Below are 22,615 nucleotides of genomic sequence, written 5' to 3'. Positions count from 1 at the left end.
TCAGACCTCGCGGTCGCCGCGCTCGTCGAACTCGCGGCCCTCCCGCAGGCGCCGGCGCACCTCGTCGAGGTCCTCCGGATCCATGTCCTCCTGCGCGGCCTCGCGCAGCACGTCTTCGGAGAAGTCGGCGACAGGCGCCTCCTTGCCGCGCGCGTCGATGACGTTGAGCGTGCCGGTCGGGGAGTGCCGAACCTGCAGCGGGCGGTAGAACGCCGTGCCCGTCGCGTCGACGATGTGGTAGTGCCCGTCGGTGCCCAGCTCGGCCTCGGACGGGCCGAGGTGGAGCGAGGTATCGCCCGTGCGCTTCGCGTCCATGCGCAGCTTGATGAGCGAGGCGACGGTCGCGACGAGCATCGAGCCGAGGATGACCAGCAGCGAGTGCCAGGTCTCGATGTGGGGGACCCAGGTGATGCCCTCGCCACCGTTGATGAAGGGCAGGTCGTTCGTCTCCATCGCGTGGAAGACGAGCTTGACGCCGATGAAGCCGAGGATCGCCGCGATGCCGTAGTGCAGGTAGACGAGCCGGTCGAGCAGGCCGCCGAGCAGGAAGTAGAGCTGACGCAGGCCCATGAGCGCGAAGATGTTGCACGCGAAGACCAGGAACGGGTCGGTCGTGATGGAGAAGATCGCCGGGATCGAGTCGATCGCGAACAGCAGGTCGGTGGTGCCGAGCGCCAGGATCACCATCAGGAACGGGGTGACGTACTTCGTGCCGTCGATCGTGACGGTCGACTTGCCGCCGTTCCACCGGTCGGTGAGGTTGACGCGCTTCTTGAGCATGCGCACCACCAGGTTGTCCTTCTCGCCCGAGTCGTCCTCACCGCCGAAGGCCTGCTTCCAGGCGACGTAGACGAGGTAGGCGCCGAAGAAGTAGAACAGCCACGAGAACGACTCGATCAGCTGCACGCCGAGCACGATGAAGATGCCGCGCAGCACGATAGCGATCAGGATGCCGATCATCAGCACCCGCTGCTGCATCTCCTTCGGCACCGCGAAGCGGCTGAGGATGATGATGAAGACGAACAGGTTGTCGATCGAGAGCGAGTACTCGAGCAGCCAGCCGGTGACGAACTCGCCCGCCTTCACGCCGTCGCCCATCAGCCACAGCACGCCGGCGAACACGAGCGCGAGCGAGACGTACACGACGACCCAGCCGGTCGCCTCCTTCATGGAGGGCACGTGCGGCCGCTTCACGACGATGAGCAGGTCGAAGATGAGGATGGCGACCAGGATCGCCATGGAGGCGATCTCGAAGATCTGATACGCGGTCAAGGGAGGTGCCTCTCGATGGGGGTGCGCGGACGGACGCGAACGTCTCTCCCACGCGGATCGCGCCGCCGCGACCGGGAGCAGGGCTCCGTGATGACGATCGCGGCGTGACGGGATACTCCCCTTCGCCAGAGACCGAGTCTAGCGGCAGGGCCGCCTAGCATGGAGCCATGGCAGCGAAGTGGTCTCTCTCCGGCGCGCTCCGGGGCATGTTCCAGCGCGAGACGATCACCGAGGAGACCTGGGACGATCTCGAGACGGCGCTGATCACCGCCGACTTCGGCCCGGACATCACCGAGCAGCTCATCGACGCGCTGCGCGCCGACGTCGCGCGCCTGCTGGTGGACGATCCGAGGGATCTGCAGCGGATGCTGCGCGAGCGCCTCGAGGAGCGCTTCGCCGAGTACGACCCGACGCTCTCGCTGCAGGAGCGGCCGGCGGTCATCCTGGTCGTCGGCGTCAACGGCGTCGGCAAGACCACCACCATCGGCAAGCTCGCGCGCTTCCTGATCGTCAACGGCCAGTCGGTGGTGGTCGGTGCGGCCGACACCTTCCGCGCGGCCGCGGTCGAGCAGCTCGCCACCTGGGCGCAGCGCGCGGGGAGCGCGATCGTGCGGCCCGAGCGCGAGGGCCAGGATCCCGCATCCGTCGCCTTCCAGACCGTCGAGGCCGCGAAGGCCCACGGCCACACGATGTGCATCATCGACACCGCCGGCCGGCTGCACACCAAGGGCGGGCTGATGGATGAGCTCGGCAAGATCAAGCGGGTGATCGAGAAGCAGGCGCCGATCTCGGAGGTGCTGCTGGTGCTCGACGCGACCACCGGCCAGAACGGCGTGAGCCAGGCGCAGGCGTTCATCGAGCACGCCGGCATCACCGGGCTCGTCGTCACGAAGCTCGACGGCAGCGCGAAGGGCGGCTTCATCCTGGCGGTGCAGGAGCGCACCGGGATTCCCATCAAGCTCATCGGCCAGGGCGAGGGCATCGACGACCTGACGGGCTTCACGAGCCACGTCTTCGTCGAGCAGCTCGTCGGTTGAGGCCGCAGCTCACCTCGCGGTGAGCGTGCAGGGCTCGATCGAGGCGCACGGGCGCAGCCCGAACGCGTCGCGAGATCCGGCAGTCAGTCCGCCGTGTCGGGCTGCGTCAGGCTGGCGACGAGCGTGAGCCTGCCGTCGTCGATGCGCGCGCGGTCCTCGGTGATGACGGTCGCGTGCGCGCCGCGCACCCACAGCAGCCCCTCCGCATCGCCGCGGCCCGCGTGGCCGACGATGCCGAAGTCGCTGCCCGGCAGCCGCCGGCCGGCAGTGCCGGGATGGGCCGTGAGCAGCTCGGGCGTGGCGACCGCGACGGTGCCCGTCTGCACCGTTCCGTAGGCGCTCAGCACGATCGGGCCCCAGGTGGCGTGCAGCCGCCGCACCAGGTCGGCGTCGATGTCCTCGCCGGCGACCATGATGCGGCGCAGCCTCGGTGGCTGCTCGCCCGTGCGCTCGAGCTCGTCGAGGATGCCGGTGAGCTGGCGCGGGGAGGCCGAGAGCACCGAGACGAACCGCTCCCTGATGATGCGGATGCGGTCGGCCGCTGGCGTGTGCGCGGCGCTCACGAGCGTGGCGCCGGCCAGCAGCGCCATGCCCAGCAGCTGCAGGCCCTGGCCGCGGTGCGGGGGAGCGCAGGCGAGCACGACGTCGGTGCCCTCGATGCCGAGCCGGTCGTGCAGGCCGGCGAGCTGCCGCAGCCCCTGCACGCCCATGGCGCCCTGCACGTGCGGCGTGATGGTGCCGGCAGCGGAGGTCGACGGCAGCACGATGCGCGCGCGGTGCCGCGTGCGGCCGAGGCCCGAGCCGTCGGTCGTCGCCCACTCCATGATCTGCGCAGCGCTCACGGTGGGGCCCGGGTGCCAGTCGGGGGCGGGTCCGTCGTGCACGAGCAGCGCGTCGCGCGGCACCGCCCGGGAGTAGTCGTCGACCACCCGCGGGCTCAGCGGCATGACGTCGAGGCCCAGCCGCGCGACCGCGATCAGAGCCACCTGCATCGCCGGGCCGCCGCAGGCCAGCACCACCGGCAGCGGGCGCTGCTGCAGCGGGCCGACGTAGAGCACCGCGGCGACGCCCTCCGCCGCACGCCACAGCTCGCGGAACGTGCCGCTCCAGCCATCCACGACCAGTCCGAGGCGGTCGCCGTGCACGCGGGCAGCGTGGCGCGCGAGCGCGGTGATCGTGAAGCCGTGCGAGCGCACGCTCTTCCAGAGCGACCTGGTGTGCGTCGGCGGCATGCCTCGAAGGCGCATACGTAGATCCCCTCGTCGGTGACGCACCCAGCATGGCAGGCCGTCGGTAGACTGGTGGGCACCATGGCTGCGTTCGGTTCACTCTCCACTCGGCTCACCGAGACCCTCGCCAAGCTCCGCACGAAGGGCAAGCTCTCCGCGTCGGACGTCGACGGCACGGTGCGCGAGATCCGTCGCGCGCTGCTCGACGCGGATGTCGCGCTCGAGGTGGTCAAGTCGTTCACCGCCGCGGTGCGCGAGCGGGCGCTGGGCGCCGAGGTCGGCGAGGCGCTCAACCCGGCGCAGCAGGTCGTCAAGATCGTCAACGACGAGCTCGTCGGCATCCTCGGCGGCGAGAGCCGGCAGCTGCAGCTCGCGAAGCAGCCGCCGACCGTCCTCATGCTCGCGGGCCTGCAGGGCGCCGGCAAGACGACGCTCGCCGGCAAGCTCGCCAAGCACCTGCGCGGCAAGGGCCACCAGCCGCTGCTGGTCGCGAGCGACCTCCAGCGCCCCAACGCGGTGACCCAGCTGCAGGTGGTGGGCAGCCAGGCGGGCGTGGAGGTCTACGCGCCCGAGCCCGGCAACGGCATCGGCGACCCAGTGAAGGTCGCGCGCGACGGCGTGGCAGAGGCGAAGCGGCGCCAGTACGACATCGTCATCGTCGACACCGCTGGCCGCCTCGGCGTCGACGCCGACATGATGCGGCAGGCGGCGGACATCCGCCGGGCGGTGAACCCCGACGAGGTGCTGTTCGTCATCGACGCGATGATCGGTCAGGACGCGGTCGCGACGGCCAAGGCCTTCCAGGAGGGCGTCGACTTCACCGGTGTCGTGCTCACCAAGCTCGACGGCGACGCGCGCGGCGGTGCTGCGCTCTCGATCCGCGGCCTCACGGGCAAGCCGATCATGTTCGCCTCCACCGGCGAGACGCTCGACGACTTCGAGCCCTTCCACCCGGATCGCATGGCGAGCCGCATCCTCGACCTGGGCGACATCCTCACCCTCATCGAGCAGGCGCAGAAGGCCTTCGACGAGGATGAGGCGCACCGCCTCGCCGAGTCGATCGCGACCGACGGCTTCACGCTCGAGGACTTCCTGAAGCAGATGCAGCAGCTGCGCAAGGCTGGCAACTTCAAGCAGATGCTCGGCATGCTGCCCGGCGCCAAGGGCATGCGCGAGGCGATCGACTCCTTCGACGAGGCAGAGTTCGTGCGCACCGAGGCGATCATCCAGTCGATGACGCCGCAGGAGCGCAAGCAGTCGAAGATCCTCAACGGCTCGCGCCGCGTCCGCATCGCGCGCGGTGCCGGTGTCACGGTCACCGACGTCAACCAGCTGGTCGCGCGCTTCGAGCAGGCCGCCAAGATGATGAAGACGGTCGCCAAGGGCGGCGTGCCCCAGATGCCGGGCATGGGCCCGATGCCGCCCGGCATGCGGCAGTCCAAGAAGGTGCAGAAGCAGGGCAAGCAGCAGCGGCGCTCCGGCAACCCCGCAAAGCGCACGGCTGATCCCGTGCAGCCGGGGGCGACGCAGGGCAGCGCCTTCGGCAAGCCCAAGGCCGATGGCGCCTTCGGCGAGCTCTCCAGCACCGACCAGGAGGCGCTGCAGCGCATGCTCGGCAACGGCTGAGCCCGTTCGCACCCGCTCGCGTCGCCCGCCCGAGGCGCGCCGCGCATCCGCCCTCCGGGAGATCGCGTGCCGGTGGTCATGCCCTGACGGCCGCCTCCCGCGCCGCGTGCGTATGGTGGGGGCATGGCACGCATCATCGTCCTCGGCGCTCACGGCAAGGTCGCGCTCCACGCGCAGCGCATGCTCGCGCACGCGGAGCACACCGTCCACGGCGTCATCCGCAACCCCGCGCATGCGGCCGACGTGGAGGCGACCGGCTCCGAGCCGATCGTCGCCGACCTCGAGGCGCTCGAGCAGTCGGGCGTCGACAACCTGCTGCAGGGCTACGACGTAGTCATCTGGTCGGCCGGCGCCGGCGGCGGCTCGCCCGAGCGCACCCGCGCGGTCGATCAGGACGCGGCGCTCAGCGTGCTGGATGCGGTGGTGCGCTCGGGCGCGCGGCTGCTGATGGTCTCGTACTTCGGCTCCGGCCGCGAGCACGGCGTGCCAGCCGACCACCCCTTCCACGCGTACGCCGAGGCCAAGTCGATCGTCGATGAGGCGATCCGCGACTCGGGTGCCGACTGGGTGATCCTCGCGCCCTCGGCGCTCACGCTCGAGGACGAGGGCGGCATCGAGATCGACGAGCCGGCCGGCTCGGTCGGCTCCGGCGAGATCCCGCGCGCGACCGTCGCGCGGCTGCTCGCCGAGGTCGTCGCGCGCCCGGAGCTGCGCGGCATCACGATCCGATGCAACGGCGGTGCTACCCCGGTCGGGGAGGCGCTCGCGCGCTGGAGCTGAGAGCGACGGCCCTTTCGGGCCGTCGCCGCGACGCCACCGCCGGGGCCCGTCTCGGGTCCCGGCCTCCCTAGAGCTCGATCGTGTACATCGTCGAGCCGTGCTCCTTGGTGTAGCCGAGGCTCGCGTAGAGGCCCTGCGCGCCTGAGGGGTTCTCGGTGTCGACGTCGAGCACCGCGGCCTCCATGCCGTCCTTCGCGAAGACGCGCATGCTCTCGGCGAGCGCCGCCAGCGCGCCCTTCCGGCCGCGATACGCGCGGCGGGTGCCGAGCACGTCGGTGTAGCCGAAGCTGTAGCCGCGCACCGGGAAGTCGGCGGCGAAGCGGCTGTTCAGCGCGTACGCGACCACCAGCGGCGCGCCCGCCTCGAGCGCGGCGCGCGTGGACGCATCCGTCTCGTCATCGGCCAGCAGGGCCGCCACGTCGGGCTCGTCGTCGACGACCACGAACGACCACTCCGGCGCGAACTCGCTGCGGCCGGAGGTCCACTGCTCCATCGTCTGCGGCTGGCTGCCCCAGTGATCGCGGAACGCGTCGTTGTGGGCGAGCCGGGTCGCGTCGTCGACCTCGTCCGAGAAGGGCACGAGCCGGAGGGAGCCGGTCAGCGCCACCTCCGGGATGTCGGCCGCGCCATTCGTGAGCGGGCGCTTGAGGTCGGAGAAGTATCGCCGCGGCTCGAGGCCGGCGTGCAGGTACATGCGGTGCCGCGGCGCGGGGTCGTCGTCCTCGGCGTAGGTGCCGATGCGCCCGGGCAGCTCCCTGCCGGAGGCGGCCAGGACCTGGCGAGCACGCGCCAGCTGCCACGCGAGCACCTCGCGGCCGATGCCCTCGCCGCGCCGCGCCGGGTGCACGCCGCCGAACGCGAACGCGCGCACGGTGGTGACGTCTCCCGGGAACGTCGCGACGAACGCGGCTGCCCGCAGCTCGCCCACGGCGTCGAAGCCCAGCAGCGAGTCGTGCTCGAGGTCGCGCCAGGGAGCGCCCAGCTCCTCCCGCGTCTCATCCTCGGTCTCGCGGTAGGGCGCGCCGTCGGCCTCCGCCATGGTGTTGTTCAGCGCGGTCACGCGCGACACGTCGTCGAGGGAGGCGGGGCGCCAGGTGAGGGCGCCGGCGGTGATCGCCGGCAGGGTCGCGGGCGCCGCGGCCCGCGCGGCGATGGGGGAGAGCTGCTGCACGGAGCAAGCGTAGAACGGCCGGCTCCCAGCGTCGACCCGCATAGGCTCGGAGCATGATCGAGCGACCCACCAGGATCGGCGTGCAGCTGGCGCCGCAGCACAGCAGCATGCAGGCGACGATCGACGCCGCGAAGCGCCTCGAGGAGATGGGGGCGGATGCGGTGTTCGGCTGGGATCACTTCTTCCCGCTCTCGGGTGATGCCGACGGCGCGCACTTCGAGGCGACGACGCAGCTGGCGGCATGGGCCGCCGCGACCGAGCGCATCCAGCTCGGCGCGCTGGTGTTCTGCAACTCCTACCGCAACCCCGATCTGCTCGCCGACATCACCCGCACCATCGACCACATCTCGAACGGACGCTTCATCTTCGGGATCGGCGGCGGATGGTTCGAGCGCGACTACGAGGAGTACGGGTACGACTTCGGCACGGTCGGCTCGCGGCTGCGCTCGCTGGGCGAGTCGCTGCCGCGCATCCGCGCGCGCTGGGCGAAGCTCAACCCGCCGCCGATGGGGCCGATGCCCATCCTGATCGGCGGCAAGGGCGAGCGAAAGACGCTGCCGATGGTCGCCGAGCACGCCGACATCTGGCACTCGTTCGTCGGGCCCGGCGAGCTGCCGCACAAGCTCGACGTGCTGCGCGCCGCCTGCGAGGCGCGTGGCCGCGACGTCGCCGAGATCGAGATCTCGAACGGCGCGAGCGTGCGCGACGGCATCGGCGGGGTCGGCTTCGAGCGGCTCGACGCGCTGCATGCGGCGGGCACCAGGCTGCTGACCATCCCGCTCTCGGGCGACGACTCCCCGGACGGCTACCCGCTCGACCGCGTGCAGGCCTTCCTCGACTGGCGCGACCGCAAGAACGCTTAGGCGCGCATCGCCTCGAGCACCTCGGCCAGCACCGCGTCGTGGCCGCCGCGCGCGTAGGCGGCCCGCTGCTGCGCGGCCGAGCCGCCGCGCTCGAGCACCCGAGCGGTCGCGGCGAGCGAGCGCGCGGAGCCGAGCTCCTCGGCGACCGGCGCCAGGCGCTCGATCGCCTCCCCGAGCGCATCGCGCACGGCCTGCAGCGTGCCCTCCTCGTCGACGATGACCGTCGCATCCAGCCCGTCGCGGGCCGCCCGCCACTTGTTCTCGCGCACGAGCCAGGAGGGCAGGTGGCGCTGCGGCTGGCCGGCGTCGAGCGCGCGCGAGGCCTCCTCCATCAGGCAGTGGATGAGCGCGGTCACGGCCGCGAGGTCGTCGATCGAGGGCGCGCCGTCGGCCACCCGCACCTCAACGGTGCCGAGCGCGGGGGATGGGCGCACATCCCAGCGCACCTCGCCGATGTCGTCGATCACGCCGGCGCGCAGCATGTCGTCGAGGGTGCGCTCGTACTCGCCCCAGTCGACGAGCATCGGCGGCAGGCCGCCCGTCGGCAGCTGCTGGAACAGCATCGTGCGGTGCGAGGCGAAGCCGGTGTCGAGGCCCTGCCAGTAGGGGCTCGAGGCCGACAGCGCGAGGATGAGCGGCAGCTGATCGAGCACCGTGCGCATCAGCGGGATCACCTTGTCGCGATCCTCGACGCCGACGTGGTTGTGCACGCCGAAGATGACCAGCCGGCGGCCCCACTCGCCGGCCTTCCGCACGACGCGCTCGTAGCGGGGGTCGTCGCCCTGCGACTGCTCGCGCCACTTGCTGGTCGGGTGCGTGCCCGTGCCCAGCAGCGCCAGGCCCAGACGGTCCGCGGCCGCACAGGCCTTGTCGCGCATCCCCCGGAGCTCGTCGATCGCGGCGTCGGTCGTGGTGTGCACACCGGTGATCAGCTCGATCATGCCGGTCAGGAACTCCTTGTCGAAGCGCTTGTCGTCGATCGCCTCGAGCAGCTCCCACGCGCGGGGCACGATGGCGCCCGTCGAGGGGTCGACGACGGCGAGCTCCCACTCGACGCCCAGCGACGAGCGCGGGGAGGCGGCGAACTTCATGGCAGAAGCGTAAGCCGTGTCGGCTCGCGGCGCGCACGTCGCCTCCGGATGTGCCAGAATGGGGGGTCGAGCACGCGCCCGACCCTCTATCCGGCGCGCGATGCTCACCGAGCTTTGCGGGTCGCGCATCCCCACATGCGCAGGCCGCGGTGCAACTTTCCATTACACAAAGCAGGAGAACTGTGGCAGTCAAGATCCGTCTGAAGCGCTTCGGCAAGATCCGTGCGCCCTTCTACCGCGTCGTCGTGGCCGACTCGCGCACCAAGCGCGATGGCCGCGTCATCGAGGAGATCGGTCAGTACCACCCGACCGAGAACCCGTCGTTCATCAAGATCGACAGCGAGCGCGCCCTCTACTGGCTCGGCGTCGGCGCGCAGCCGACCGAGCAGGTCGCGGCGCTGCTCAAGCTCACGGGCGACTGGGGCAAGCACACCGGCGAGGGGTCGACCGAGAACCAGGTCAAGGCACCCGAGGGCAAGAAGGCGTTCGTCGCCGACGAGTCGAAGAAGGCCGTCCTCAAGCCGAAGGCCGAGAAGCCCGTCGAGGCTCCGGCTGAGGCTCCGGCCGAGGCCGCGTCGACCGACGCAGCCGAGGCACCCGCGGCCGAGACCGAGTCGGCTGACGCCGAGTCGGCCGAGAAGACCGAGGACTGAGCATGCTGCGCGATGCGCTCGAGCACCTCGTCAAGGGGATCGTCGATCGCCCTGACGATGTGCGCGTGGGCACGCGCGACACGCAGCGCGGCGAGGTCCTCGAGGTGCGCGTGCACCCCGAGGACCTCGGCCGCGTCATCGGGCGCGGCGGTCGCACCGCCGGCGCCCTGCGCACCGTGATCGGTGCGCTCCCCGGAGGACGCCGCGTCCGCGTGGACGTGGTGGACACCGATCGCTAGGCCGGCCGTGCCCGCGCGCACGCAGCTGCGCGTCGGACGGCTCACCAGGGCCCACGGGCTCAAGGGCGCGATCAAGATCGAGCTCTACACCGACGATCCCGGTCGACGCTTCGTGCCGGGTGCGCGCTTCGCGCTGCAGGTGCCCACGTCGTCGAAGTGGCACGGCAAGTCGCTCGAGCTGCTCGAGCTGCGCGTCTACAACGGCAGCCCCGTCGGCTTCTTCGCCGGCGTCACCGACCGCACCGAGGCCGAGAGCCTCGTGAAGGCTGTGCTCTGGATCGAGCAGGACGCCACTGAGCTCTCCACCGAGCCCGACGCCTGGTACGTGCACCAGCTCGCGGGCCTCGACGTCTGGCGCGACGGCGCCCGCATCGGCCGCGTCGTGCGCGTCGACATGCTGCCCGCGCAGGACATGCTGATCGTCGATACCGACGGCCGCGAGGTGATGGTGCCGTTCGTGAAGGCGATCGTGCCGGAGGTCGACCTGCGCGCCGGCCGCATCACCGTCACCCCGCCGGCCGGGCTCTTCGAGGAGCTCGAGCAGGACGACGCCGACGACGCGCCGGCCGAGCCGGACGCATCCGCCGAGCCCGAGGCATCCGGCACCACCGACCCGGCCTAGGCCATGCGGATCGACATCGTCACGATCTTCCCCGAGTTCTTCGGGGTGCTCGACGTCTCGCTGCTCGGGAAGGCCAGGCGCGAGCGGCTGCTCGAGCTCGGCGTGCACGACCTGCGCCAGTGGACCCACGACCGCCACCGCACCGTCGACGACACCCCCTACGGCGGCGGCGCCGGCATGGTCATGAAGCCCGAGCCGTGGGGCGAGGCGCTCGACGCGCTGCTCGGCGAGGCACCGGCGGCCGAGGGCGAGGGGGCGGATGCGCTGGTCGTCTTCCCGACGCCCGCGGGCGTGCCGTTCACCCAGGCGCTCGCGCGCGAGCTGGCCCACGAGCAGCACATCGTCTTCGCCTGCGGCCGCTACGAGGGCATCGACGCACGGGTGGCCGACGACGCAGCGACTCGCGCTCGCGTGCTCGAGGTGAGCCTGGGCGACTACGTGCTCAACGGTGGCGAGGTGGCCGCCATGGCGATGATCGAGGCGATCGGGCGGCTCGTGCCGGGCGTGGTCGGCAACCCCGAGAGCCTGATCGAGGAGAGCCACGAGGCCGGCCTGCTCGAGCATCCCTCGTACACGAAGCCGCAGGTGTGGCGGGGGCGCGAGGTGCCAGAGGTGCTGCGCAGCGGCAACCACGCCGCGATCGCCGCCTGGCGGCACGAGCAGTCGCTCGAGCGCACCCGGCGCGTGCGCCCCGACCTGCTGCCGCCCGCGGCCGAGCCCGGCACCGGCCGCTAGCCCTCAGCGAACACCCCGGTGCCACCGAGGCTCGCTCGGTAGCCTCGAGGCATGACGACCAGCACAGGCACGCAGCCGCCGGCAGCTCGGCACTGGGCGCTGCGCGCGTTCTTCTGGGCGATGATCGGCGCGATCATCGTGCTGCCCGCCTGGATCATGTTCGGCCGTGCGCTCACCGGCGCGCCGCTCGGCGAGGCGCTGCTGCTGCAGGCGTTCCTCGGGCCGGGCCTCGCGCTGGTGATCGGCGCGGTCGTCGGGATCACGGTCGCCCGCAAAGAGGTGCGGCGGCCCCGCGCCGTCACCTGGCGCGACCTGCGACTGATCGGCCCGTGGCTGCTGGTCATCGCGCTCATGGGCTTCACCGTCGTCGACACCGCCGGCGGCCGCACCGGCAGCGCGCTCACCGCCTGGTTCGGCGACGGCGCGCTCACCGCCTCGCAGTCGTTCACCGCCATCGGCGTGCTGGTGACGATCATCGGGGGCGTCGTGCTGTTCTGGCTGCAGGTGGTCGAGCTCGGCCGCGAGACGCGGCGGCGCGTCGAGAAGGTCGTCGGCGACCTGCAGGCACCCCTGCTGGAGCAGCGGGCACGCCAGGCGGACGCCAGCTTCTCACCGCTCGACGGCCCGCAATCGGGCCGGGTCATCGGCGTCGAGGGCGACGAGCAGCGCTGAGCGGCCCCGTCCGCCGCAGCGGTGACGGCGGATGCGTTGGTGCGGTGCCCCGAGGTGTGGCAAGATAGGTCGCTGGTGCCGCACGCGGTCCCGCCGGAGACGGCGGCCTCTGCCACGGGGGAGGACGCAGGGCACCGCATCCCACTTTCTTCTAGAGCGACCGACCTGTGGCGGGCGCAGAGAGCGATACCGCAATGCACATCCTCGACAAGGTCGACGCAGCCAGCCTGAAGACCGACATCCCCGACTTCCGGGCCGGCGACACCGTCAAGGTGCACGTCAACATCATCGAGGGCGCGCGCTCGCGCGTCCAGATCTTCCAGGGCGTCGTCATCGGCCGCTCGGGCCACGGCGTGCGCGAGACCTTCACGGTCCGCAAGGTCTCGTTCCAGGTCGGCGTCGAGCGCACCTTCCCGGTGCACTCGCCGGTGATCGACGAGATCGAGCTGGTCAGCCGCGGCGACGTCCGCCGCGCGAAGCTCTACTACCTCCGCGGTCTGCGCGGCAAGGCGGCCAAGATCCGCGAGAAGCGCGACAACTGAGCATCACCCAGAACGGGGCCGGCACTCGCCGGCCCCGTTCTGCGTCGTGGGCCTTCGTCGCCGAATCGTGATGCGGCGCGAGGCCGGCCATGCCGCGTCGGGCGGCTCGGCGCACCTAGACTTGGCACGGCGAAAGGGCGGGGATGACGGACACGGTCGAGACCGGTGAGGCCGGCCGGGGAGACGGCAGGTCCCGCGGGCGCGGAGTGCTGCTGTTCCTGCGCGACATCGTCGTCATCTTCCTGATCGCGCTGCTGATCTCGTTCCTGGTCAAGACCTTCCTGATCCGGCCGTTCTGGATCCCGTCCGAGTCGATGAACCAGACCCTGCAGGTCGACGACCGGATCATCGTCAGCCTGCTGAGCCCCACGGTGATCCCGGTCGAGCACGGTGACGTGGTCGTCTTCGAGGATCCCGGCGGCTGGCTTCCCGAGCCGCAGCAGGAGCCCGAGACCGGCGTCGTCGGCGCCGTCGACTGGTTCCTGACCTTCGTGGGCCTCGCGCCCGAGGACGACCACGGCTACCTCATCAAGCGCGTCATCGGCCTGCCCGGCGACACCGTCGAATGCTGCAACGACTTCGGGCAGCTGCTCATCAACGGCGAGCCCATCGACGAGCCCTACCTGAGCCTCGATCAGCCGGGCCAACCCGCCAGCTCGATGGCGTTCGAGGTGACGGTGCCCGAGGGCCACCTGTGGATGATGGGCGACAACCGCAACCACTCCGGCGACTCGCGCGCGCACATGGACGCCCCGGGCGGCGGCTTCGTGCCGATGCAGTCGGTGGTCGGCCGCGCCATCCTCATCTCCTGGCCCGTCGACCGCTGGAGCTGGCTCGACAGCTACCAGCAGACCTTCGTCGGGGTCGAGTCGCAGGGCGCGGCGACCGAGGTGGTGCTCTCGCGGGCGGTGGCGCACTGATGCCGGCCACGCCGACGCTCGAGCACGAGCAGGCACTGTGGGCGGATGCGTCCCTCGTCATCGGCATGGACGAGGTCGGCCGGGGCGCACTGGCCGGTCCCGTCAGCGTCGGCGCCCTGGCGCTGGCCGCTGACTGCGGCGCCTGGCCCGAGCATCTGCGCGACTCGAAGACGATGACGCCGCTGCGTCGCGCATCCACCGCCCCCCTCGTGCGCGAATGGGGCGTGAGCGCCGTCGGTCACGCCTCGAACGACGAGATCGACCGGCTCGGCATCCAGGTCGCGCTGGGCCTGGCCGGCAGGCGGGCGCTCGTCGCGCTGCACGCGATCGGCATCGACGTGGTCGCTTCGGCCATCCTGCTCGACGGCACCCACGACTGGCTGGCGCCGGCGCTGCGCGCTCCCATCCGCACGACGCTGCGGGCGAAGGCCGACCGCGACTGCGCCTCCGTCTCCGGCGCGGCGCTGGTGGCGAAGGTCGAGCGAGATGAGCGGATGGTCGGGGCCGACACCGTGCACCCGGGCTACGGCTGGGCGTCCAACAAGGGCTACGGCTCCGCCGCCCACATGGCCGCGATCGCCGAGCTCGGGCCGAGCGTGCTGCACCGTCGCAGCTGGTTGCGCGAGACCGTTCAGACGTAGCGGCGGGTGGCACGCCGCCACAGCCACACCAGCAGCACGATCACGCCGATCGCGATCAGGCCGCCGACCGCGAAGGTGATGAGCACGCGCAGCGAGCCGTCGTCGAGCGTCGCGGCGGGCGCCTCCTCGGCCACCGCCGGCGCTGTGTCGGGCGTGCCGCTGAAGTCGGGCGCCGCGGCCGCTTCGCCGATCACCTCGATGGTGACGGTGATGGGCATCGGCGGCGTGCCCTCGGCGGCGCCGAAGCCCATGGCGACGTAGTGCTCGCCCGCGACCACGGGACGTTTGAGCATGCCGGGGTCGCCGTCCCAGCGCACCGGAGCGGTGGTGACGGCGACGGCGGAGCCGGGCTCGGGCAGCGGCTGCGCCCAGCGGGTGCCGTCGGCATCGGTGGCGAGCAGGGCGCCGACGTCGGCGCCGACCGGATCGAGCACCTGCAGGATGCCCCACGCGTCGGCAGGCGCCGGCAGGTCGGGCGAGAGGTTGGCGCGCACGCGCACCTGCTGGCCCCAGTCCGCGGCGACGCGGAAGAACTGGAACTCGTTCGGCAGCATCTCGATCGTGTAGGAGCCCGGCTCGGTGAGCGGTGCGTCGTTGAGGCTCGCGCCGCCGACGAGGCTGCCGGTCGCGCCGTCTGCGGCGATGCCTAGCGACCAGCCGCGCTCGGCGTCGGTGGGCGCCGGCAGCGTCGACGCATTGCTCGGCCACGGCTCCTCGAGGATGCGCAGCTCGAAGGGCACGGGCGCATCGGGCGGCGCGGCGGCCTCGAGCGAGAGCAGCAGCGTCTCGGCTGTCGCGCAGGCGTGGGACGGGCTGCCCTCGGCGGCGCTGAGCCTGCCGGTGAAGATCGAGTAGCGCTCCTCGCCGAGCGCGGCGACGGTGGTCGCATCGCACGCGGTGCCGTCGGCGGTGGTGAGGGTGGCGTCGATCGAGAGCGTGCCCTGGTGCGGGAGCCGGCCGGTGATGCCGACGTGCAGGATCGAGCCGGGCTGCTCGCGCTGCAGCAGGTAGCGCAGCGCGGGCCGATCGCCGCTGAGCTCGTCGGCGTACTGGGTGCCGGCGACCAGCTCGGGCGCGTCGGCCGCATCGACGGTGCCTGCTGCGTCCTCGCCGACGACGCCGAAGGGCCGGAAGGCGCGGGTCGAGAGGCGCTCGAGCGCGTGCTGCAGGCTGTCGGCCTCGGAGACGTCGAGGTAGTCGCCCCGGCCGCGGTCGGCGACGCACTGCAGCTGCTGTCTCGCCTGGGCATCGACGTCGAAGCCGATCACGTCGATGCGCATGCCGATGTCCTGGGCGGTCAGCTCGGCTGCGATCTGGCACGGGTCGGGCTCGCACGTGGCAATGCCGTCGGAGACCAGCAGGATGCCGCGGAAGCCCTGCTGCCCGAGATCGGCGCCGGCCTGCTGCAGCGCGTAGCCGATGGGCGTGTCGCCGGCGGGCTCGTAGCGGCCCACCGCCGCACGCAGCTCATCGCGGTTGTTCGTGCCGATCGGCACCAGCAGCTGCGAGTCGGTGCAGGAGTCGGCACCCGGGTTCGGGGTCGCGCCGAACACGCGCAGCCCGACGCGGTTCTGCGCCGGCAGGTTGGCCATCACCGCGTCGAGCGCGCCGCGCGCGGCGGCGATGCGGGTGGTGCCATCGGGTGTGATCTCGGCCATCGAGCCCGAGGCGTCGAGCACGACCATCAGGCCGCCGTCCTCGGGAGTGCCGGTCGCGCTCGCAGGCGCTGCCGGGAGCGTGCCGGTGCCGAGCGCGACCGCTGCGGCGAGCGCCACGACGGCCAGGATCCTACGCAACGACGCTCCGTTCGGTCGGCAAATGTACCGGAACCGAATCTACGCGCTTCGCAATACGAGCACGATCGACCGGGGCATCTCTTGTCGCAATCCTCAGCCTCGCCGTGCGGCCATAGGATGGCGATGTGGAACCTGAGGACATCGAGGACTACGACCGCGAGGTCGAGCTGGCCCTCTTCAAGGAGTACCGAGACGTCGTCGGCATGTTCAAGCACGTCGTCGAGACCGAGCGGCGCTTCTACCTCGCCAACGACGTGAAGGTCACCCGCCACGACGCCGGCACCGACTTCTATTTCGAGCTCGAGCTCACGGACGTGTGGGTGTGGGACATCTACCGCTCCGATCGCTTCATCAAGTCGGCCCGCATCCTCACGTTCAAGGACGTCAACGTGGAGGAGCTCGCCTCGCGCGATCTGGAGCTGCCGAAGGACCTCGCGATCGAGGAGTGATCGAGGCGGCCTCGGCCGACTTGTCCACAGGCGTGCGATGCGCGCGCACGCGCCACCGCGCGCATCCGCTTCTCTGCACCCATGCGAGCGAAGGATCAGCTGGGGCTTGACGGGGAAGCCGCCGCCACCGTGCACCTGGAGCGCGCCGGCATGCGCATCGTCGACCGCCGGTGGCGCTGCGCGCACGGTGAGCTCGACATCGTCGCGGTCGACGGGCAGACGTTCGTCTTCGTCGAGGTGAAGACGCGCAGGGGGCTCGCCTACGGGCACCCCTTCGAGGCCATCACGCCGGCCAAGGTGCGGCGGCTGCGCATGCTCGCCTGGCTGTGGCTCGAGGCGACGGGGCAGCGCGGACCGGTGCGGATGGATGCGGTGGGCATCATCGCCCCGCGCGAGGGCACATGGCGCGTCGAGCACCTGCGAGGCATCTCGTGAGCGGCTTCGGCCGCGCGGACTGCGTCGTGCTGCGCGGCATGCAGGGCGTCGGCGTGCAGATCGAGGTGCACGCCTCGGCGGGCCTGCCGGTCGTCCACATCGTGGGGCTGCCGGGCCCGGCCGTGCAGCAGGCGCGCCACCGCACCTGGAGCGCGATCGCGCGCATGGGGCTGGCGGCCCCGAGCGGACGGGTGGTGATCAATCTGACCCCCGCGTCGCTGCCGAAGGCAGGCACGCACTTCGATCTCGCGATGGCGATCGCGGTGCTGCGCGCCGGCGGCGCGGTGCCGCCCGACGACGGCGAGACGGCGCTGCTGGGCGAGCTCGGGCTGGACGGCCGCCTGCGGCCGGTCGCCGGCACGCTGCCGCTCGCCCGCGCGGCAGCCGAGGCGGGCGCACGCCGCCTGGTCGTGCCGACCGCCTCGGTCGACGAGGCCTCGCTGGTCGAGGGCCTGCGGGTGCTGGGGGCCGCCAGCCTCGCCCATGCCGCCGCGCTGCTCGGGGCCGATCTCGACCCCGAGCCCGTCGAGCCCGTGCCGGGTCCGCTCGCGCCGGAGCGCGCGCGGTCCGGGCTCGACCTGGCCGACGTGGTCGGCAACCGCGAGGCGGTCGACGCGCTCGAGATCGCGGCGGCCGGTGCCCACCACCTGCTGATGGTCGGACCGCCGGGCGCGGGCAAGACGATGCTCGCGATGCGACTGCCGGGCATTCTGCCGCCGCTGACGCAGCAGCAGGCGCTCGATGTCGCCTCCGTGCGCTCGCTCTCGGGGCAGGCGGCCCCGTCCAGTCTCGACCTGCTGCCGCCGTTCGAGCATCCGCACCACTCGGCGACCGCGGTCGCGCTGGTCGGCGGCGGCTCCGGCACGATCCGGCCGGGCGCAGCGGCTCGCGCCACCCACGGCATCCTGTTCCTCGACGAGGCGCCGGAGTTCCCGCGGGCGGTGCTCGACATGCTGCGGCAGCCGCTCGAGTCCGGCACCATCACCCTCGACCGCGCCGCGGTCAGCGCGACCTACCCCGCGCAGTTCCAGCTGCTGCTGGCCGCAAACCCGTGCCCGTGCGGGCTGCTGGGCACCGGCGACTGCACCTGCGCCCCGATGGCGCGCCGCCGCTACTTCGGCAGGCTGTCGGGGCCGCTGCTCGACCGCATCGACCTGCGGGTGCGCGTCGAGCGGGTCACCCTCGGCGCCGACGGCGCCGGGCTCGGCGGCGCGCCCAGGCGCACAACGGCGGATGCGTCGGCGCGCGTCGCCGAGGCGCGCGCCCGCGCCGCTCGGCGGCTGCACGGCACGGACTGGAGCGCGATGGGTCAGGTGCCGGGTCCGTGGCTGCGACGCCACCTGCCGCTCGCGCCCGCAGTGCTCGCCCCGCTCGAGCAGGCGCTCGAGCGCGGGGTCATCACCATGCGCGGCCTCGACCGATCGGTCCGTGTCGCGTGGACGATCGCCGATCTCGACGGCGCGGACGCGCCGAGCTCGACCCACGTCGGGGGAGCGCTCGCGCTCAGGAAGGGAATACCCGCATGAAGGCCTTCAGGATCGATCTCGACCGGCTCCGCGAAGCAGTCGCAGCCACGCTGCCAGCTGACGCGGAGCCGCCGGACGACGAGGGCGTGCTGGCGCGATTCGCGGCCGGGGCGTGGACTGTGCTGCCGGAGCCGGGCGATGGCGTCGCCGGGATGGTGCGGCAGCGGCTCGGCGACGTGCGCGCGCTGCAGCTGCTGGTCGAGGGCGAGAGCCTCAGCGGCTGGGCGCGCGAGCTGGGCGAGTGCGAGGCCGTCAGCGGCATGCAGGCGGCGCTCGCGCGCTGGCAGCCGCGGCTGGGTGCCGAGCGCATCCTCGGCGCGTTCGCGCAGGGGGCCGCGCACGATCAGCGGCTGCTCACCCCGGCCGACGCGCAGTGGCCGTCCGGGATCGACGATCTCGGGCCGCACGCTCCCGCGGCGCTGTGGCTGCGCGGCGATCCGGCCGCGCTCGAGGCATGCAGCCGCTCCGTCGCACTCGTCGGCGCCCGCGCCTCCTCCGGCTACGGCGAGCTCGTGACCGGCCAGCTCGCCGCCGGTCTCGTCAGCCGGCGCTTCGCGGTCGTCTCCGGCGGCGCCTACGGCATCGACGGCACGGCCCACCGGTCTGCGCTCGCCGGCGGCGGCACGACCGTCGCCGTGCTCGCCGGTGGGCTCGACCGCTTCTACCCGGCGGGCAACGACGAGCTGCTGCGCCACATCGCCGCCACCGGATGCGTCATCGCCGAGGCGCCCAGCGGGGTGCCTCCGACGCGCTGGCGCTTCCTGGCTCGCAACCGGTTGATCGCCGCGCTCGCGAGCGCGACCGTCGTGGTCGAGGCGGGGCAGCGCTCGGGATCGATCAACACCGCCGGTCATGCCGCAGCGCTCGGCAGGCCGCTGGGCGCCGTCCCCGGGCCTGTCACCTCCGGCTCGAGCACCGGCTGCCACCGGCTGCTGCGCGAGTACGGTGCCGCCCTCATCGAGCGGCCGGAGCACATCGTCGAGCTGGTCGATGGCCCGGAGGAGGAGTCGGCGCCGCTCGATGCGCTGACGAGCGATGAGGTGCGGGTGCTCGACGCGCTGAGCCGACGCGCTGCCAGGAACGTCGACGACCTGGCCATGCGGACCGGCATGGCACCGCGAGAGGTCACCGCATCGCTCGCGCTGCTCGAGCTGGCCGGCCGCAGCACCGAGCGCGCAAGCGGCTGGGTGCGCGCCTGAGCCGGCGACTCAGTCGGCCGGCAGCGCGCGTATCACCTTGGCTGGCACGCCGCCCGCGAGGACGTTGTCGGGCAGGTCCTTCGTGACGACCGCTCCAGCCGCGACCACCGTGCCGGCGCCGATGGTCACCCCGCCCAGCACCGTGACGCCGGCGCCGAGCCACGTGCCGTCGCCGATGGAGATTGGCTTCCAATGGTTCTTGCCTGCTCGCTTGGCCGAGCCGCCGACCTCATGCCCGTCGGTGATGAGCTTCACGAACGGCCCGAAGTTGACGTTCTTGCCGATCGTGGTGTTCGCCCGGACATAGCAGGAGCGGTTCATGAACGTCCCGTCGCCGATCGTCACCGGCCCGACGAACTCTGACAGGCCGTACAGCGTGACGTGGTCGCCGATCCGCACCACTTTGTCCGCGCCGAGCTCGCTGACGAACTTCACGGTCGGATCGATGCGGGTGTGCTCGCCGTGGATGACGTGGTGGTGGATGCCGCGGGCGTGGCCCGGAAGCACGCGCTTGTTGAGCTCCTTGACCCGGTTGCGCAGTTGTTCGACTTCAGCCAGGAGCGCTTCCTGGCGCTCCCGCATGGCGCGGATCTCCTGGGCGGTCGCTATCGGGAACCACTTCACGCCCGAAACCTACCAGCGCGGTTACGCTGGGCGCGTGAGCTACGGCATCCATCCCGCCCCCGCGTGCGTCATCGCGCATCTGAGCGACACGCACCTGCTCGCCGGAGGAGCGCTGCTGGCCGACCTGGTCGACACCGAGGCCCACCTGCGGGCCACGGCGGAGCGACTGCGGGTTGCGGCGCCCGACGCCGACGCCATCGTGGTCTCCGGCGACATCGCCGACGTCGGCGAGCCCGCGGCATACGAACTGGCGCGCGAGATCCTCGAGCCGGTCGCAGCCGAGCTGGGTGCGCCGCTCGTCTGGGCCGTCGGCAACCACGACGACCGCTCGCACATGCGCGCGGCGCTCGAGCTCCAGGGAAGCCCGCTCGACCCCATCGACACCGTGCTCGAGGTCGGCGAGCTGCGCATCGTCTCGCTCGACACCAGCCTGCCCGGCTGGCACCACGGCGGCTTCGACGAGGGCCAGGCCGAATGGCTCGCCGCGGCGATCGCGGATCCGCCGGCGCTCGGCACCGTGCTCGTCATGCACCATCCGCCGCTGCCGTACCGCAGCCGGCTCATGCGGCTGCTCGAGTTCCGCGACGAGCAGCGTCTCGCCGAGGTGCTCGGCGCCGGCGACGTGCGGGCGATCCTCTCCGGTCATCTGCACATCAACGGCTCCGGCACCTTCGCGGAGATCCCCGTGATGCTCGCCGGAGCCACCAGCTACGCCGACGACCTCGGCGGGCCGCCGCCGGCGATGCACGGCATCGACGACACCCAGTCGTTCAACCTCGTCGAGATCTACGCGGATGCGGTGGCGCACTCCGTCGTACCGGCCCTGCCGCACGAGTCGCGCGAGACGCTGCCCGCCCACCTCGTCGCGCAGGTCGAGCAGCTCTCTCCGGTCGAGCGGATGGAGCGCTTCAGCCGGAAGCCGAGCTGAGCGTGCGCATCGACGCGGCGATCGTCGGCTACCTCCACCACCTGGAGCGCGAGCGCGGCTATTCGGCGAACACGGTGCGCGGCTATCGCGGTGATCTGCGCGGCCTCGCCGAGCACTGCGAGCAGGCAGGCATCGATGACGCCGCGGCACTGGAGATCGAGACGTTGCGCGACTGGCTCTTCGCCAGCGCCGAGGCAGGGATGGGCAAGGCCACGATCGCCCGCCGCAGCGCCGCGGCGCGCGGCCTGAGCCGCTGGATCGCCGCGAACGGCGGCACTGATGCGGCCGGCCGGCTGCGCACCCCGAAGCGTGATCGCCACCTGCCGAGAGTGCTCTCGCGACAGGCCATTGACGGGGTGCTCGCTGAGCTCTCGGCCGCGGCGGACGAGGGGGACGCCGTCGCGCTCCGCGACCTGGCCGTGGTCGAGCTGCTCTACGCCTCGGCGCTCCGTGTGAGCGAGCTCGTCGGCCTCGACATCGACGACGTCGACCTCGAGCGCCTCACCGTGCGGGTGGTCGGTAAGGGGTCGAAGGAGCGGGTCGTGCCGTTCGGGCGGCCGGCGCTCGACGCGGTGCTCGACTGGATGCGTCGCGGGCGGGCGCAGCTCGCGAACGCGTCGAAGCCGCATCCGGCCCTCTTCCTCGGAGCACGCGGCGGCAGGCTCGGCCAGCGCCGCGTGCACGAGCGGGTCACCGCGCTGCTCGAGTCGCTGCCGGGCTCCGGCCCGCACGGCCCGCACACGCTGCGCCACACGGCGGCGACGCACCTGCTCGACGGCGGCGCCGACCTGCGCGCGGTGCAGGAGATGCTCGGCCACGCGAGCCTCAGGACGACGCAGATCTACACGCACGTCTCGCTCGAGCGGCTCGCCGAGGGCTACCGCACGGCGCATCCGCGCGCCTGACCCCCCGCGGCATGGCGCCGCGCTTGGGGGCACCCATGGGCAGCAGCACCGGGCGTTCGACACCCAGCAGCGTCAGCGGGTCGATGTACTCGCCGTGCAGCCGGGCACCGAGGTGCAGCCGCACCGCGCCGGCCACATGACCCGGCTGCAGCACACCGATCTGCTGGCCCTGCTCGACCGTGTCGCCGGCCGCCACCAGCGGCTCGACCGGCTCGAAGCTCGACACCAGACCGCCGCCGTGCTCGATCGAGAGCACCGGGCGCCCGGCCACCGGCCCCGCGAAGCGCACGACGCCGTCCTGCGGGGCGAGCACGGGGGAGCCGGCCGGCGCGGCGATGTCGATGCCGCGATGACCGGGCCCATAGGGCGTCGCTGGCGCATCGAAGGCACGGACGACCTCGTGGGGCTCGACCGGCCACACCCAGGGGGCGAGACCGAGCAGCAGCAGGGCGACGAGGATGCGCATGCGGGCATGGTGCACCCGCGCGGCCGCGGCGCGTGCGGGCAGTGCGCGGACCGGTGGACAGCGCGGCTTCGCTGCGACCCGCCGGGCATGTAGCATAGGAGGGCATCGCCTGTGCGATGACTTCGCGCGCCCATCGCGACACCACCTCCATCGGTCCGACTGCTCAAGCCCTGTGCCTGAGCGGATGGCGGAGG

The 22,615-nt window shown here is 72.3% G+C and carries 25 protein-coding genes; 18 read left to right on the top strand and 7 right to left on the bottom strand.

What is annotated here, in order from left to right:
- Entirely contained in the window at window positions 1-1,272 is a 1,272-nt protein-coding gene (locus J1M46_RS06135; protein WP_446698565.1) for a TerC family protein, read from the bottom strand.
- A gap of 167 nt (window positions 1,273-1,439) precedes the next feature.
- On the opposite strand from J1M46_RS06135, the gene ftsY reads away from it, so the two are divergent.
- Window positions 1,440-2,309: a signal recognition particle-docking protein FtsY gene (gene ftsY, locus J1M46_RS06130; RefSeq protein ID WP_206447014.1), complete on the top strand. Its 870-nt coding sequence runs from the start codon at window positions 1,440-1,442 to the stop codon at window positions 2,307-2,309.
- A gap of 83 nt (window positions 2,310-2,392) precedes the next feature.
- On the opposite strand, the gene J1M46_RS06125 is transcribed toward ftsY, so the two are convergent.
- Complete coding sequence (locus J1M46_RS06125) at window positions 2,393-3,541, bottom strand: AMP-binding protein (RefSeq protein WP_206447013.1); 1,149 nt, start codon at window positions 3,539-3,541, stop codon at window positions 2,393-2,395.
- Window positions 3,542-3,619: 78 nt separating this feature from the next.
- On the opposite strand from J1M46_RS06125, the gene ffh reads away from it, so the two are divergent.
- A complete protein-coding gene (ffh, locus tag J1M46_RS06120; protein WP_206447012.1) occupies window positions 3,620-5,164 on the top strand; it encodes a signal recognition particle protein in 1,545 nt (514 codons plus the stop codon).
- A 123-nt stretch (window positions 5,165-5,287) separates the two neighbouring features.
- Complete coding sequence (locus J1M46_RS06115; RefSeq protein WP_206447011.1) at window positions 5,288-5,944, top strand: NAD(P)-binding oxidoreductase; 657 nt, start codon at window positions 5,288-5,290, stop codon at window positions 5,942-5,944.
- Between the two features lie 67 nt (window positions 5,945-6,011).
- Here J1M46_RS06115 and J1M46_RS06110 read toward each other — a convergent pair whose 3' ends face one another.
- Entirely contained in the window at window positions 6,012-7,115 is a 1,104-nt protein-coding gene (locus tag J1M46_RS06110; RefSeq protein ID WP_342384294.1) for a GNAT family N-acetyltransferase, read from the bottom strand.
- A 53-nt stretch (window positions 7,116-7,168) separates the two neighbouring features.
- On the opposite strand from J1M46_RS06110, the gene J1M46_RS06105 reads away from it, so the two are divergent.
- Window positions 7,169-7,978, top strand: coding sequence for an LLM class F420-dependent oxidoreductase (locus J1M46_RS06105; RefSeq protein ID WP_206447009.1), 810 nt, complete (start codon window positions 7,169-7,171; stop codon window positions 7,976-7,978).
- On the opposite strand, the gene J1M46_RS06100 is transcribed toward J1M46_RS06105, so the two are convergent.
- Window positions 7,975-9,069 carry a glutamate--cysteine ligase 2 gene (locus J1M46_RS06100; protein ID WP_206447008.1) on the bottom strand — a complete coding sequence of 365 codons (1,095 nt, stop codon included), beginning with the start codon at window positions 9,067-9,069 and terminating at the stop codon, window positions 7,975-7,977. The two genes, J1M46_RS06105 and J1M46_RS06100, sit on opposite strands and share 4 nt — an antisense overlap.
- A 182-nt stretch (window positions 9,070-9,251) precedes the next feature.
- Here J1M46_RS06100 and rpsP point away from each other — a divergent pair, with 182 nt between their 5' ends.
- The 8 genes from rpsP to J1M46_RS06060 all read left to right on the top strand — a co-directional run bounded on the left by rpsP (window position 9,252) and on the right by J1M46_RS06060 (window position 14,093).
- The gene (rpsP, locus tag J1M46_RS06095) at window positions 9,252-9,722 is read left to right on the top strand and encodes a 30S ribosomal protein S16 (protein WP_206447007.1); all 471 of its coding nucleotides are present in this window, start codon (window positions 9,252-9,254) and stop codon (window positions 9,720-9,722) included.
- Window positions 9,723-9,724: 2 nt separating this feature from the next.
- Window positions 9,725-9,961, top strand: a complete 237-nt coding sequence (locus J1M46_RS06090; protein WP_092918690.1) for an RNA-binding protein — start codon at window positions 9,725-9,727, stop codon at window positions 9,959-9,961.
- 7 nt (window positions 9,962-9,968) lie between these two features.
- Window positions 9,969-10,583 carry a ribosome maturation factor RimM gene (rimM, locus tag J1M46_RS06085; RefSeq protein WP_342384293.1) on the top strand — a complete coding sequence of 205 codons (615 nt, stop codon included), beginning with the start codon at window positions 9,969-9,971 and terminating at the stop codon, window positions 10,581-10,583.
- 3 nt (window positions 10,584-10,586) lie between these two features.
- A complete protein-coding gene (gene trmD / locus J1M46_RS06080) occupies window positions 10,587-11,318 on the top strand; it encodes a tRNA (guanosine(37)-N1)-methyltransferase TrmD (RefSeq protein WP_206447006.1) in 732 nt (243 codons plus the stop codon).
- A gap of 51 nt (window positions 11,319-11,369) precedes the next feature.
- Complete coding sequence (locus J1M46_RS06075; RefSeq protein WP_206447005.1) at window positions 11,370-11,990, top strand: hypothetical protein; 621 nt, start codon at window positions 11,370-11,372, stop codon at window positions 11,988-11,990.
- Between the two features lie 194 nt (window positions 11,991-12,184).
- Complete coding sequence (gene rplS / locus J1M46_RS06070; RefSeq protein ID WP_206447004.1) at window positions 12,185-12,532, top strand: 50S ribosomal protein L19; 348 nt, start codon at window positions 12,185-12,187, stop codon at window positions 12,530-12,532.
- 143 nt (window positions 12,533-12,675) lie between these two features.
- Window positions 12,676-13,452 carry a signal peptidase I gene (lepB, locus tag J1M46_RS06065; protein WP_206447003.1) on the top strand — a complete coding sequence of 259 codons (777 nt, stop codon included), beginning with the start codon at window positions 12,676-12,678 and terminating at the stop codon, window positions 13,450-13,452.
- The gene (locus tag J1M46_RS06060) at window positions 13,452-14,093 is read left to right on the top strand and encodes a ribonuclease HII (protein ID WP_206447002.1); all 642 of its coding nucleotides are present in this window, start codon (window positions 13,452-13,454) and stop codon (window positions 14,091-14,093) included. Before lepB ends, J1M46_RS06060 begins: the two co-directional genes overlap by 1 nt.
- On the opposite strand, the gene J1M46_RS06055 is transcribed toward J1M46_RS06060, so the two are convergent.
- Window positions 14,084-15,868: a VWA domain-containing protein gene (locus J1M46_RS06055; protein WP_206447001.1), complete on the bottom strand. Its 1,785-nt coding sequence runs from the start codon at window positions 15,866-15,868 to the stop codon at window positions 14,084-14,086. The genes J1M46_RS06060 and J1M46_RS06055 overlap by 10 nt on opposite strands.
- A 146-nt stretch (window positions 15,869-16,014) precedes the next feature.
- Here J1M46_RS06055 and J1M46_RS06050 point away from each other — a divergent pair, with 146 nt between their 5' ends.
- From J1M46_RS06050 to dprA, 4 genes are all read left to right on the top strand, one after another.
- Window positions 16,015-16,338: a DUF2469 domain-containing protein gene (locus J1M46_RS06050; RefSeq protein ID WP_021011424.1), complete on the top strand. Its 324-nt coding sequence runs from the start codon at window positions 16,015-16,017 to the stop codon at window positions 16,336-16,338.
- A gap of 81 nt (window positions 16,339-16,419) precedes the next feature.
- Window positions 16,420-16,773 (top strand): YraN family protein, encoded by a 354-nt coding sequence (locus J1M46_RS06045; protein ID WP_206447000.1) that lies wholly within the window; start codon window positions 16,420-16,422, stop codon window positions 16,771-16,773.
- A gap of 38 nt (window positions 16,774-16,811) precedes the next feature.
- Window positions 16,812-18,299, top strand: coding sequence for a YifB family Mg chelatase-like AAA ATPase (locus tag J1M46_RS06040; RefSeq protein ID WP_241249397.1), 1,488 nt, complete (start codon window positions 16,812-16,814; stop codon window positions 18,297-18,299).
- Window positions 18,296-19,498, top strand: a complete 1,203-nt coding sequence (dprA, locus tag J1M46_RS06035) for a DNA-processing protein DprA (RefSeq protein ID WP_206446998.1) — start codon at window positions 18,296-18,298, stop codon at window positions 19,496-19,498. Before J1M46_RS06040 ends, dprA begins: the two co-directional genes overlap by 4 nt.
- Before the next feature lie 9 nt (window positions 19,499-19,507).
- On the opposite strand, the gene J1M46_RS15305 is transcribed toward dprA, so the two are convergent.
- Entirely contained in the window at window positions 19,508-20,122 is a 615-nt protein-coding gene (locus tag J1M46_RS15305; RefSeq protein WP_342384292.1) for an acyltransferase, read from the bottom strand.
- Between the two features lie 34 nt (window positions 20,123-20,156).
- On the opposite strand from J1M46_RS15305, the gene J1M46_RS06025 reads away from it, so the two are divergent.
- A complete protein-coding gene (locus tag J1M46_RS06025; protein WP_206446997.1) occupies window positions 20,157-21,050 on the top strand; it encodes a metallophosphoesterase in 894 nt (297 codons plus the stop codon).
- 2 nt (window positions 21,051-21,052) lie between these two features.
- Window positions 21,053-21,955 (top strand): tyrosine-type recombinase/integrase, encoded by a 903-nt coding sequence (locus J1M46_RS06020; protein ID WP_206446996.1) that lies wholly within the window; start codon window positions 21,053-21,055, stop codon window positions 21,953-21,955.
- Here the strand turns inward: J1M46_RS06020 and J1M46_RS06015 are convergent.
- Complete coding sequence (locus tag J1M46_RS06015) at window positions 21,876-22,421, bottom strand: murein hydrolase activator EnvC family protein (protein ID WP_241249037.1); 546 nt, start codon at window positions 22,419-22,421, stop codon at window positions 21,876-21,878. The two genes, J1M46_RS06020 and J1M46_RS06015, sit on opposite strands and share 80 nt — an antisense overlap.
- Window positions 22,422-22,615 lie beyond the last annotated feature (194 nt).

The sequence above is a fragment of the Agrococcus sp. KRD186 genome (assembly GCF_017168255.1).
Taxonomy (GTDB): domain Bacteria; phylum Actinomycetota; class Actinomycetes; order Actinomycetales; family Microbacteriaceae; genus Agrococcus.
Note: the sequence above shows the minus strand (reverse complement) of the source record. Positions and strands in the feature narration are given on the sequence as shown.

What these genes read in the sequence shown, in the direction of transcription:
- lepB (WP_206447003.1), top strand. Translation starts at nt 12,676, where the DNA reads ATGACGGACACGGTCGAGACCGGTGAGGCCGGCCGGGGAGACGGCAGG.
- ftsY (WP_206447014.1), top strand. Translation starts at nt 1,440, where the DNA reads ATGGCAGCGAAGTGGTCTCTCTCCGGCGCGCTCCGGGGCATGTTCCAG.
- rplS (WP_206447004.1), top strand. Translation starts at nt 12,185, where the DNA reads ATGCACATCCTCGACAAGGTCGACGCAGCCAGCCTGAAGACCGACATC.
- J1M46_RS06040 (WP_241249397.1), top strand. Translation starts at nt 16,812, where the DNA reads ATGCAGGGCGTCGGCGTGCAGATCGAGGTGCACGCCTCGGCGGGCCTG.
- J1M46_RS06075 (WP_206447005.1), top strand. Translation starts at nt 11,370, where the DNA reads ATGACGACCAGCACAGGCACGCAGCCGCCGGCAGCTCGGCACTGGGCG.
- J1M46_RS06100 (WP_206447008.1), bottom strand. Translation starts at nt 9,069, where the DNA reads ATGAAGTTCGCCGCCTCCCCGCGCTCGTCGCTGGGCGTCGAGTGGGAG.
- J1M46_RS06015 (WP_241249037.1), bottom strand. Translation starts at nt 22,421, where the DNA reads ATGCGCATCCTCGTCGCCCTGCTGCTGCTCGGTCTCGCCCCCTGGGTG.
- dprA (WP_206446998.1), top strand. Translation starts at nt 18,296, where the DNA reads ATGAAGGCCTTCAGGATCGATCTCGACCGGCTCCGCGAAGCAGTCGCA.
- trmD (WP_206447006.1), top strand. Translation starts at nt 10,587, where the DNA reads ATGCGGATCGACATCGTCACGATCTTCCCCGAGTTCTTCGGGGTGCTC.
- J1M46_RS06045 (WP_206447000.1), top strand. Translation starts at nt 16,420, where the DNA reads ATGCGAGCGAAGGATCAGCTGGGGCTTGACGGGGAAGCCGCCGCCACC.
- J1M46_RS06115 (WP_206447011.1), top strand. Translation starts at nt 5,288, where the DNA reads ATGGCACGCATCATCGTCCTCGGCGCTCACGGCAAGGTCGCGCTCCAC.
- J1M46_RS06060 (WP_206447002.1), top strand. Translation starts at nt 13,452, where the DNA reads ATGCCGGCCACGCCGACGCTCGAGCACGAGCAGGCACTGTGGGCGGAT.
- J1M46_RS06090 (WP_092918690.1), top strand. Translation starts at nt 9,725, where the DNA reads ATGCTGCGCGATGCGCTCGAGCACCTCGTCAAGGGGATCGTCGATCGC.
- ffh (WP_206447012.1), top strand. Translation starts at nt 3,620, where the DNA reads ATGGCTGCGTTCGGTTCACTCTCCACTCGGCTCACCGAGACCCTCGCC.
- J1M46_RS06125 (WP_206447013.1), bottom strand. Translation starts at nt 3,541, where the DNA reads ATGCCGCCGACGCACACCAGGTCGCTCTGGAAGAGCGTGCGCTCGCAC.
- J1M46_RS06105 (WP_206447009.1), top strand. Translation starts at nt 7,169, where the DNA reads ATGATCGAGCGACCCACCAGGATCGGCGTGCAGCTGGCGCCGCAGCAC.